The sequence below is a fragment of the Bacillus sp. Marseille-P3661 genome (assembly GCF_900240995.1).
Classification (GTDB): Bacteria; Bacillota; Bacilli; order Bacillales; family Bacillaceae_J; genus OESV01.
In genome coordinates this window covers 1,036,361-1,048,417 of sequence record NZ_LT965954.1, presented here as the reverse complement: position 1 = coordinate 1,048,417, position 12,057 = coordinate 1,036,361, and the positions used below count along the sequence as shown (strand labels likewise).

The 12,057-nt window shown below is 36.8% G+C and carries 10 protein-coding genes; 9 read left to right on the top strand and 1 reads right to left on the bottom strand.

From position 1 onward, the window contains the following. The first annotated feature begins 22 nt into the window (after window positions 1–22). The 9 genes from C1724_RS16215 (at window position 23) to C1724_RS16175 (ending at window position 9,883) form a co-directional block, all read left to right on the top strand. The gene (locus tag C1724_RS16215; RefSeq protein WP_258000421.1) at window positions 23–736 is read left to right on the top strand and encodes a FadR/GntR family transcriptional regulator; all 714 of its coding nucleotides are present in this window, start codon (window positions 23–25) and stop codon (window positions 734–736) included. A gap of 21 nt (window positions 737–757) precedes the next feature. Then, entirely contained in the window at window positions 758–1,687 is a 930-nt protein-coding gene (gene kdgD / locus C1724_RS16210; RefSeq protein ID WP_102347745.1) for a 5-dehydro-4-deoxyglucarate dehydratase, read from the top strand. 81 nt (window positions 1,688–1,768) lie between these two features. Continuing rightward, complete coding sequence (gene gucD, locus C1724_RS16205) at window positions 1,769–3,232, top strand: alpha-ketoglutaric semialdehyde dehydrogenase GucD (protein ID WP_102347744.1); 1,464 nt, start codon at window positions 1,769–1,771, stop codon at window positions 3,230–3,232. Between the two features lie 135 nt (window positions 3,233–3,367). After that, entirely contained in the window at window positions 3,368–4,459 is a 1,092-nt protein-coding gene (locus C1724_RS16200; protein ID WP_102347743.1) for a tripartite tricarboxylate transporter substrate-binding protein, read from the top strand. Between the two features lie 171 nt (window positions 4,460–4,630). Then, on the top strand, window positions 4,631–5,032 hold the full coding sequence (locus C1724_RS16195) for a tripartite tricarboxylate transporter TctB family protein (RefSeq protein ID WP_102347742.1): 402 nt from the start codon (window positions 4,631–4,633) through the stop codon (window positions 5,030–5,032). A gap of 15 nt (window positions 5,033–5,047) precedes the next feature. Beyond that, window positions 5,048–6,559, top strand: coding sequence for a tripartite tricarboxylate transporter permease (locus C1724_RS16190; RefSeq protein ID WP_102347741.1), 1,512 nt, complete (start codon window positions 5,048–5,050; stop codon window positions 6,557–6,559). 62 nt (window positions 6,560–6,621) lie between these two features. Next, window positions 6,622–7,971 (top strand): glucarate dehydratase, encoded by a 1,350-nt coding sequence (gudD, locus tag C1724_RS16185; protein ID WP_102347740.1) that lies wholly within the window; start codon window positions 6,622–6,624, stop codon window positions 7,969–7,971. Window positions 7,972–8,090: 119 nt separating this feature from the next. Further along, complete coding sequence (locus C1724_RS16180) at window positions 8,091–9,416, top strand: hypothetical protein (RefSeq protein ID WP_142386562.1); 1,326 nt, start codon at window positions 8,091–8,093, stop codon at window positions 9,414–9,416. Window positions 9,417–9,460: 44 nt separating this feature from the next. Next, complete coding sequence (locus tag C1724_RS16175) at window positions 9,461–9,883, top strand: hypothetical protein (RefSeq protein WP_142386561.1); 423 nt, start codon at window positions 9,461–9,463, stop codon at window positions 9,881–9,883. Window positions 9,884–9,988: 105 nt separating this feature from the next. Here the strand turns inward: C1724_RS16175 and C1724_RS16170 are convergent, their stop codons facing one another. After that, window positions 9,989–10,447, bottom strand: coding sequence for a copper amine oxidase N-terminal domain-containing protein (locus tag C1724_RS16170; RefSeq protein ID WP_102347737.1), 459 nt, complete (start codon window positions 10,445–10,447; stop codon window positions 9,989–9,991). Window positions 10,448–12,057: the final 1,610 nt, after the last annotated feature.

The window sequence follows — 12,057 nt, the reverse complement described above, 5'->3', positions numbered from 1 at the left end:
GAAAAAGAGAGGCGGATGCAACTTGGATGGAAAATTGGCTCAAGTCAAGATGAAATCCGTAAAAAGGAAAACGCTATCAAATCAAGTCATTGATCAGATTATTGATTTGCTTATGAGCGGGCAGCTCAATCCAGGTGATAAACTTCCTTCAGAAATGGAATTAATGGAGATGCTGTTTGTAAGTCGACCTGTTTTACGTGAAGCCTTAAGTTCATTAGAAACGATTGGTCTTATACACCGCAAAACAAGAGATGGAACCTACTTTTCAGATAAAATTGGTAGTAATCCATATCGCATTATGTTAGCGCTCTCGGCTGGGAATATTGAGTCCATTCTGGAATCACGTCTTTCTCAAGAATTAGGATTAGTAACCTTAGCGGCTGAAAAAATTTCAGAGTTTGACCTAAAACGTTTACAAGAAACAATCGAAAAGATGGAGATTGCTGAAAGTGATTATTCTGCTGTAGATCGTGAGTTTCATAGAATCATCGCACATAGCGCCAGTAATTCTATCACAGAAGGGATTATTGACCCTTTGCTAAATATGTACGATAAAACATTGGAAAATATCGCATTAGAAAATAGAAATAAAAGTATAACGATTCAACAGCATAAGGACATTTATATTGCATTAGAAAAAAGGGATCCAATTAAATCTTTTACTAGCATGTATCGACACCTAGATTATGTAAGAAATAAAGTCTTAGCTAGTATTAGTAATTTAAATAAAATATAAAAGAAAAGTGAGGGAATAGATATGACAAATAATAGAAAAGCACCAACAGGGATATTAGGATTTCCTGTTACACCTTTTAACGAAAGCGGAAATATTGATGAAAAGGGCTTAACTCGTAATATTACTTTTTTACTTGAAGAAGGATTAGAGGCAATCTTTGTATCTTGCGGAGCAGGGGAGTATCATGCGCTTAGCACTAAAGAATTTGAATCTACTGTTGAATTAGCAATGTCAGTAGTTGATGGTAAGGTTCCTGTTTATACAGGTGTCGGTGGTAATATAACTGAAGCGATCGAAAGAGCAGAGATTTCTGCAAAGTATGGAGCAGAAGGATATTTAATTTTACCTCCATATTTAATAGAAGGGGAACAACAAGGTGTTTTAGATTATTATAAAACAATCATTAACAGCACAGATCTAAATGCTATTGTCTATAACCGAGCAAATGCTGTTCTGCAATTAGATGCTGTCAAGAAATTAGTAGAGCTTCCACAAGTTGTTGGATTAAAAGATGGTATTGGAAATATGGATTTGAATATTGAGTTAACGACAGCAATTGGTAATCGTTTAAGTTGGTTAAATGGAATGCCAATGGCTGAAGTAACCCATCCAGCATATTTACCATTAGGATTTGATTCTTATTCATCTGCAATCTCTAATTATATTCCGCATATTTCAAGAATGTTCTATAACGCACTTCTTGATGATAACAAGCAACTAGTACGAGATCTCTATCAAGATGTGATTCTACCAATCAATCGAATTAGAAAACAAAGAAAAGGATATGCAGTTGCACTTATAAAAGCGGGAATGGAAATTGTAGGTTTACCAGTTTCAACATCAGTAAGACCGCCTGTAACACCAGTTGAAAAGGACCATTACCAACAATTAGAACAAATACTAAAGAAAGCATTTGAAAAGTACCCTGCGAATAATAAAGCAGTTATTTAATACTTAGTAAATATTTAGAAACTCAAAGCAACATCTCCTAGGTTTTCCTATAAAATGATGTGAAAAAATCGGAGGTTAAAAATGGCGTTACAAACTGAAAAAAAATCGTACTTGAACTATATAAATGGTAACTGGGTTGCTTCAAGTACAAACGAGGTAGTTAAAAATAGTAATCCTGCAAATATCGATGACGTCGTTGGTTTTGTCCAGCAATCCACAAAAGAAGATTTAAATTGTGCAGTCTCTGCAGCTAAAAATGCACAAAAGTCTTGGGGGAAATTATCTGGTGACTCCCGAGGAAAGTACCTTTATAAGGTAGCAGATATCCTTGAAAGTAGATTAGATGAAGTTGCAGAAACAATGACAAGAGAAATGGGTAAAACCCTGCCTGAGGCGAAAGGTGAAACTGCTCGTGGAATAGCAATTCTTCGTTATTATGCTGGTGAGGGCTTAAGAAGTGTTGGCGATGTGATACCTTCGACAGATCCTAGTGCCTTAATGTTTACAACAAGAGCACCATTAGGGGTTGTTGGTGTAATTACGCCTTGGAACTTTCCAGTTGCAATTCCTATTTGGAAAATAGCGCCAGCTTTAATATATGGGAATTCCGTTGTCATTAAGCCAGCTACAGAAACAGCGATTACATGTGCAAAGGTTCTCGAATGCTTTGCGGATGCAGGTTTACCAGCAGGTGTTATTAATATGGTAACTGGTGCGGGTTCAATTATTGGTCAGGGATTGGCAGACCATCCAGATGTAAACGGAATTACATTTACTGGATCAAGTGGCGTTGGTAAGCAAATCGGACAAACTGTGCTTGCTCGAGGTGGAAAATATCAGCTTGAAATGGGCGGAAAGAATCCTGTTATTGTAGCTGCAGATGCTGATATTGATCTTGCAGTTGAAGCGACAATCAGCGGAGGCTTACGTTCAACTGGTCAAAAATGTACAGCAACAAGCCGTGTCATTGTTGAAGAGGACGTATATGACGAATTTAAGGAAAAGCTGATTGAAAAGGTAAAGGAAATTAAAGTTGGTAATGGTACTCAGGATGGAGTTTGGATGGGACCAAGTGCTAGTGAAAGTCAATTAAATACAGTGCTTTATTATATTCAAAAAGGAAAAGAGGAAGGTGCAGCCCTTCTTACAGGTGGTAATAGACTATCAGGTGAAGAGTATGATAAAGGCTATTTTATTGAACCAACTGTATTTGAAAATGTCACAAAGGATATGACGCTTGCCCAAGAAGAAATCTTCGGACCAGTTCTAGCACTAATGAAAGCGGAATCACTTGAAGGCGCTTTAGAACTTGCGAATGATGTTCCATTTGGATTAAGTGCGTCAATCTTCACTACTAATATCCAAAAAATGCTCTCATTTATAAATGAAATGGATGCAGGGTTAATTAGAATTAATGCCGAAAGTGCTGGAGTTGAATTACAAGCACCATTTGGTGGTATGAAACAATCAAGCTCACATTCACGTGAACAAGGACAGGCAGCCAAAGAATTCTTTACTTCTATTAAAACTGTTTTTGTGAAGTAACAGAAAAGGGGAGTTCCCATCCCCTTTTTCTATAATAATAGCAATCTTGTTTTATTGGTAACCACGAGTCGGTTCGGCTTATTTAGATATAGTTGTAATCGGTTACATCAAAAAAACTTACTAAGAGGTGTATGCATGAAGAAATTATTATCTTTTTTAATGGTGGCTTTGTTAGGACTGTTTTTAGTAGCGTGTGGTAGTGAAAGTACTGGAACAGAAGAACAAACAAAAGAGCAGACATCAGAAACATCAGAATCAAGTGATGAGGGAACAGCAGCAGTTGATCTTTCTAGAATAAGGGTACTAATTGGTTCGACTTCAACGGGTGGCGACACATACCAAATCGCGGATCTAATAAGTAGAAATATAGCAGAAACATTAGATACGAACATAAAAGTAGATGCAGTCGGCAGCGAACGAGCTTTTAACGAATTAGCAAAAGCTAAAAATGACGGCAGCGAAGTTATGGTATTCCATGATATGGCATACTTAGGAGTTGAATATGGAAGCTTTGATGAAAAAAATGCCCTAGAAAATTGGACAATTGGTCCTGTTTTTGCAACAAATCCAGGGAATGCATTTTTAACGTCAGCAGATGCACCATATAACACAATGGCAGAAGCTGCTGAATGGTTAAAAAATAATCCATCAGAAGAACTTTCGGTAGCAATTGAAGCTGGTGGCGTGTCACAAATTGGTTTTGATGGTTTCTATTTATGGGTTAAAGAGCAATATGGCACCGAAGTATCAGATCGTATTAAAGTTTACGTGACTGGTTCACAAAAAGATAAAGACCAAGCACTATGGGATGGAAATGTTGATATTATTCATGGTTCCATTGGTGCCAATAACGAGTATACAAAAGATGAAGTAGACTCCAAGATTAAAATGAAGTTTTTAGGACTTACAGCTGGAGATAGAGTTGAAGGCTACGATATTCCAACTTTTGCTGAACAAGGGATTACAGTAAATGGGAAAGAGTTTGTTTTTGATAAGGAATTCTTCTTTATCCTTCCGAAGGATATTGATCAAACCTTCTTAACAGCTTTAGACCAAGCTGTTGCCAAAGCTGCAGAAACTGACGGCTATCAAAATGACTTATTGAAAAATGCGTATATGGCTAATTATAAACCACAAGCTGAATCAGTCGATTATCTACTAGAAAAGAGAGATACATTACGATATATCATCCAAAATGCACCGAAATTAGATGATATAGCAAAATAATCTCCGCATTACCGTATGGCTGTCTGTACATGAGTTCAGACAGCCTGACTTTAACTTTATTAAGGTTCACTTCATTAAAGGACTATAGTTAAAGAACAACATTAAAATTGGCATTAACGCCAAAATCATGTTTTTCCAATTGATTACAACCCAAGAAGGAAGGTGGCATAATTGAAAGACCTCTTAACAATTGAAATGACCTATAGTGAATACCATCTAATCTTTCCTAAAATAATTTCAACCATCCTTATCTTTTTATTAATACTAATAGTTTTAACGAATGTAAGAAAAAGAATAAAGCAAGGAAAGTTTAAATTCCAACCAAGGTTCTTTAAGGAAGACTACGATAAGTTAAAATTTTTTGGAACGATTGTATTACTGATTGTTTATGTTTCTTCACTTGAGATAATTGGGTTTTTAGCTGCTAGTATTCTTTTTATGTTTTTAATCATGCTTTTATTTATCGGAAACTTCAAAAGAAAAACAATCATTGTCTCTATAGCAAATTCAGTTACTACTTCTGTTGTTATTTGGTATTTATTTGGAACAGTATTTAATATTACTTTACCGTAAGGCAGGTGACATGCAATGGATTTACTTGAGTTTTTATCACCAATGACAATCCTGTTTTGTTTTCTAGGTGTTCTTGTAGGAATCATTTTTGGAGCTATTCCAGGGATGACAGCTACGATGGCGATCGCTATTTTTCTACCAATTACGTATTCGTTAGACATTATTGATTCTATCGCTTTATTACTAGGTTTATACGTTGGAGGAATTAGTGGTGGATTAGTACCGGCTACCTTAATAAATATTCCTGGAACTCCTTCTTCACTGTGTACGACATTTGATGGATATCCTATGACACAAAAAGGTGAAGGCGAAAAGGCACTGAAAATTGGAATAACCGCTTCATTAATAGGTGGTGTAATTAGTTTAGTTGTTTTATATCTTTTCACTCCTATTCTTGCATCTGTGGCAATTAAATTCTCATCAGTTGAAAAGTTTTTAATTATTGTATTTGCATTGACAGTTATTGCTTCAATATCAAAAGGAAGTTTACTTGGAGGCATTTTTAGTGGTTTATTCGGTGTCTATCTAAGCTTAATTGGAACGTTTGCCGATAATCACGAAATGAGACTTGTTCCTTCATTCTTGGAAGAAGAATTAATTTATGGTTTTTCACTTCTGCCAGTTTTAATTGGGCTATTTGCAATCACACAAATATTAGAAGAAGCAGAAGATGGGATGAAGGTTTCAGCACATCAATCTATTAAATTCGAAAAAAATAAGAAAAATAGGTTTTCTTTCAAAATATTTAAGGGACAAACCATTAATACCATTCGTTCTTCAATAATTGGGACATTTATAGGTGTTCTCCCTGGACTTGGTGGGAGTGCCGCTTCGATTACAGCTTACTCTACAACAAAAAATTTCTCGAAACATCCAGAAAAGTTAGGGACTGGGGAACCTGAAGGACTTATTGCGAGTGAAGCATCTAACAATGGCTTAACTGGCGGTGCATTAGTTCCATTATTATCTTTAGGTATTCCTGGAGACAGTACAACAGCTGTCTTAGTCGGAGCGTTTTTGTTACAAGGAATTCAAGTGGGACCTTTATTCATTAGTTCTAACCCAGAATTATGGGATGGAATCATTTACTCTTTAATTATCGCTAATATCTTTATGTTTATAATGATGTTCTTCTCGATTAAGTACTTTGCAAAAATTATTTATATACCGAAGTCTGTTATTTATCCAATTATTATTGTGATGTGTGTAGTTGGTTCATACGCTATTAATAATGGGGTATTATTCGATGTTTGGACACTAATACTATTTGGTTTTGCTGGTTATCTATTTGTGAAAATTGGCATTCAGGTAATCCCGTTTTTAATTGGCTTTATTTTAGGAGCAGACCTTGAAAAGTATTTTATCGATAGTTTAAAAAGCAGTAGCGGTGATCTAACGATTTTCTTTACAAAAGGGCCAATTGCCCTTGTGATTTGGGCATTAATTGCTGGATCACTAATCTATGCCTTTCTTGATTATCGCAAAACGAAAAAGATAGACGATCAACCTGTAAATAATGCTATATAAGGTAAAATTGCTCAATTAAAACTTACTACAAGTATATACCAAAAGATTGGGAGAGGATTTTAATGGAATCAGCTATGAAAATAAAACACGATACACCTACAATTGTGGAGATGTCAGTTATACCCGTTGCGGGTAATGATAGCATGCTATTAAATTTAAGTGGGGCACATGGACCGTATTTTACAAGAAATGTAGTTATCTTAAAAGATAACAGCGGGAACGTTGGGGTTGGCGAGGTTCCTGGTGGTGAAGGAATCAGAAAAACATTAGAAGATGCGAAGTCATTATTAATAGGTGCATCAATTGGAAATTATAATAATATTTTGAATCAGGTTAGGAAACTATTTGCTGGCCGAGATGCAGCTGGGCGAGGCTTACAAACCTTTGATCTACGCATTACGATTCATGCGGTTACAGCATTAGAAGCTGCATTACTAGATTTATTGGGGAAATATCTTCAGGTGCCTGTTGCTGCTCTATTAGGTGAAGGTCAACAACGAACAGAAGTTGAAATGCTTGGATATTTATTCTATATAGGCGATCGCCGCAAAACAGATCTTGCCTATTTAAGTGATCAGGATGCAGAAAATGATTGGTTCCGTTTACGTCATGAAGAGGCTTTAACACCTGAGGCAGTCGTTCGCCTTGCGGAAGCAGCTTATGAGCGTTATGGGTTTCATGATTTCAAATTAAAAGGTGGCGTTTTACGTGGTGAAGAGGAAATTGAGGCAGTGACAGCGTTGGCCAAACGTTTCCCTGATGCCCGTATTACATTAGATCCAAACGGTGCATGGTCGCTAGAAGAAGCAATCCGACTTTGTAAGGATCAACATCATGTTTTAGCATATGCCGAGGATCCTTGTGGAGCAGAGGGAGGATTTTCAGCCCGTGAGGTCATGTCCGAGTTTAGGAAAGCAACCGGCTTACCAACTGCAACAAATATGATTGCGACTGATTGGCGTCAGATGGGCCACGCTGTTCAGCTGCATGCTGTAGATATTCCGCTTGCAGATCCACATTTCTGGACAATGCAAGGTTCTGTACGTGTTGCTCAAATGTGTGCCGATTGGGGCTTAACATGGGGTTCGCATTCTAATAATCACTTTGATATTTCTTTAGCGATGTTTACACATGTGGCAGCGGCTGCTCCAGGGGAAATCACAGCAATCGATACACATTGGATCTGGCAGGATGGCCAACAGTTGACAAAGGATCCTTTACAAATTGTCGATGGAAAAATTAAAGTTCCTGAAAAGCCAGGTCTAGGGATTGAAGTAGATATGGACAAAATTCAACAAGCTCATGAGGTTTATAAGAAAATGGGGTTAGGTGCGAGAGATGACTCGATTGCTATGCAATACTTAATTCCAGGGTGGAAATTTGATAATAAGCGTCCTTGCCTAGTTAGGTAATAAATTTAAAAATTTTTATGAAATAAGATTAACTGACATCTATAGCAGTTAATCTTATTTCATGTTGATAGAAAGGAGGAATTACAATTAGGAGTCTGTTTATTTTAGGGATGTGCATTTTGTATTTAATTAATTATTTCGTTCAAACTTCTCTACTACATTACTTTCTTTCAATTTTTATAACAGTTGTTCTAATTTTCAGCCTTTGGTCTGCTAGTAAATCACCGAAAATCATGGGGTTAACTTTAGTTTTATTAGGTCTAATTATTAATTGTTTCAATGGGGTAGATATATTTACAAGTATAGAGGGTCTCCATGAAAATATGGCAATCCTAGTTTTAATTCTAATGGTTCCGTTATTTTCAATACCTTTGAAGTTAAGTGGATACCTAAACGCTGCTTATTATTTCTTGAATAATTCGGAGAGGTCACCCAAAAAGGTGTATTTTGGGTTATCCTTTTTTATGTCGATGATAGCCCCTATTTTAAATCTTGGTTCGGTACGGGTTACTCATGACATTGTAAAAGATTTGGAATTAAAGCCTGAATTACTTGCTAGGGCCTATTTTTTGGGATATTCAACTGCAATGGTCTGGTCTCCATATTTTGCCTCGGCGACGTTAGTTCTTTTTTTAATGAATATAAAGGTTAGTCAGTATGTTTTCATTGGTGTATCGTTTGCATTTATTCAATTTATAATTGGAAATCGATTGTTTAGGATTAATAACATTTTTCAAAGGGAAAAATCTACCCTTGTGCAGGATCAGAATGAAAATATAGAAAAAGAAGAAAGGAAGGCCCACAGTAGTAATCTCTTAAAACTCTTTATTTCCATTACTATTATGACTGTATTATTATTGTTTCTAGAACAATTGACCGGTAGGCCGATGTTGTTGCTAGTTAGCTTATTTGCAATTGCTAGTCCGTTTGTTCTTGGAGGATTTCAAGGGAAATGGAAGGAACTGCTTATAGAAATCAAGCGTTTTGTAAACAATCTTCCGAATACAAGCAATGAAATTGTGTTATTCTTAAGTGCAGGCTTATTTGGAAATGCTTTAAGCCATACAGGGATTTCAAAGTGGTTCGGTCAAGTACTTACAAGTGTATCCTCTATATCATTCCTGTTATTCGCCAGTCTAACTATTTTAATAGTTGTACTTTTAGCTTTCATTGGAATTCATCAAATTATTATTGTTCCGATTTTAATTATGCAAATTGATCCAGTTTCAATAGGATCAAGTCCGATTGTAATAGCTTTTATCCTAATATTAGCATGGTGTCTTTCATCAATTCTTAGTCCGTTCAATGGAATTAATATGCTAATTAGAAATGCTGTAAAAGCAAGCAGTATCAAAGTGGGATTTATTTGGAATGGAGCTTATATTCTTACAACATTCTTTGCTGGCATTGTTGTAATATATTTATTGAAATTGTTACACTTTTAAGTTAGCATTTCAAAAGCACTTTTTGGTGAAAGGGGAAAAAAATGTTGGATAATCAACTTACAGATGAGTTGTTAGAACTTATTCCAATCACCATATTGCTGCTTATAGGCTGGTTCTTATGGAAAAAAAGAATATTGCGTTTTAGCAGCGGTAAATATTTGGATTACACAGATTCTTATACAAAACGTTCCTGCCGTGCAACGTATAAACTGTTCCATGGATTCAAATATTTTTATTTTCGATTTAAAAAAGGATCTGTAGTTATTGTAAGTTATTCTGCAAAAGTGGAAAAAGGGACTCTTACAATCACTCTTCGAAACAGAAAAGGAGAACTATTCAAGAAGACTTTTTCGTCGGATGAGGGTGGAAAATACCAGTTCGCTGCAGAGGAAAAATCGTACTCTATCCAAATAGATGGCAATAACACTCAAGGAAGTTGTTTCATTGAATTTCAGGTTGAAAATTGAGATGCACATCACTCAATTGTTAAAAGTAAGGGTGAGTTTGATTTAATGCCAGCCCCTGGTACACTGATTTTTGGACTGGGGCTGGCCTTCTCTTCTTATAACTGTTTACTTGCCAATACCTTGCCATGATTTCACAAGAGCATCAGGCGCATAGATAGTCATACCGGTACGTAGAGTTGGTGTTTGAATAATCGTTAATTGCTGATCCGCATCCCAACTTACAAGTAAACCAAGAGATTCTCCAACTGCCCGTATCGGTATATACGTGCGGCTATTGACAACTCTAGCGGCCGTTGGTAATGGTTGTTTTACTCCATTGACAGTCATCTCATTTGCACCGACTTTTAAGTCAACGGTTTGTTCCCCTCTTGTCATCACAACTGTTTGGGTAGATTCGTCCCAACTATAGCTGACATCAAATACATATAAAACCTCATCGATTGGAACAAGCGAGTGTCCATTCGTGATAAATGACTCATTATCTTTTTGTGCAGCAGAGACTTCCAATCCGCCTATTAATAACATTCCAAACATTGTAGCTAATTGAACAATTTTCTTTTTCATCGTTATATCCTCCCGTTTAATAATCTTTTTGTTGAAATTTCTTCTTGATGCTAAAGTCCATACAACAATAGAATGTGTTAGAGTGGATGCACCTTTATTACTTCAACACAAACCATTTACCCGAGATTGAACTAGTCCAAAACAATAAAAACTTTAGGAGGTAAACTGCTATCGTTCAGAAAGGTTTTTAGTTTAGGTTACTATTAAAACATCGAGCTTTTCCGGACGTGGGGTCCTTTTTTCATCAAATACACTGTTTTTTAATCCCGTATATTTCAGCTTAATGCAGGAAAAAGAAATACTATTTATTTGCCTGAGGAACAAATGGCATTAAGTCAATTAACCTATTCATCGCAAAAATTTTCTGGACATACATTCAGTTATCGGGCATAAATGGTGGTGGTGAATTTTTGTTAAATAACGAATTAAATGATCGAAAATCTTCTCAAATCATTGATACTTGAGAGAATAGAGTATCGTATGTCCGAAAAAGGTCTCGTAATAAAGTGTTAGAGGTACATTGTTAATTAAAGGAAATTATTTGTTTTGAATTCGTGTGAGATTCTGACAGGAAATCGGGTTAAGCTTGATTTTGAGTCAGAATCCGGTCTCGATTCTGACAGGAAATCGGGTTAAGCTTGATTTTGAGTCAGAATCCGTGTGTGATTCTGACAGGAAATCGGGTTAAGCGCCATTTCGAGTCAGAATCCGGTCTCGATTCTGACAGAAAACCTGGTCAAGCTCTATTTTGAGTCAGAATTGGTGCGTGATTCTGACAGGAAACCTGGAAAAGCACGATTTTGAGTCAGAATGGGTGTGTGATTCGGACAGGAATCCTGGAAAAGCACGATTTTGAGTCAGAATCCGGTCTCGATTCTGACAGAAAACCTGGTCAAGCTCTATTTTGAGTCAGAATCCGTGTGTGATTCGGACAGGAAATCGGGTTAAGCTTGATTTTGAGTCAGAATTCGTGTGTGATTCGGACAGGAAATCGGGTTAAGCACGATTTTAGTCAGAATTGGTGCGTGATTCTGACAGGAAACCCATGTAAGCGCCATTTTGAGTCAGAATCCGGTCTCGATTCTGACAGAAAACCTGGTCAAGCTCTATTTTGAGTCAGAATTGGTGCGTGATTCTGACAGGAAACCTGGAAAAGCACGATTTTGAGTCAGAATGGGTGTGTGATTCGGACAGGAATCCTGGAAAAGCACGATTTTGAGTCAGAATCCGGTCTCGATTCTGACAGAAAACCTGGTCAAGCTCTATTTTGAGTCAGAATCCGTGTGTGATTCGGACAGGAAATCGGGTTAAGCTTGATTTTGAGTCAGAATTCGTGTGTGATTCGGACAGGAAATCGGGTTAAGCACGATTTTAGTCAGAATTGGTGCGTGATTCTGACAGGAAACCCATGTAAGCGCCATTTTGAGTCAGAATCCGGTCTCGATTCTGACAGAAAACCTGGTCAAGCTCTATTCTGAGTCAGAATTGGTGCGTGATTCTGACAGGAAACCTAGGTAAGCGCCATTTTGAGTCAGAATCCGGTCTCGATTCTGACAGAAAACCTGGTCAAGCTCTATTTTGAGTCAGAATTGGTGCGTGATTCTGACAGG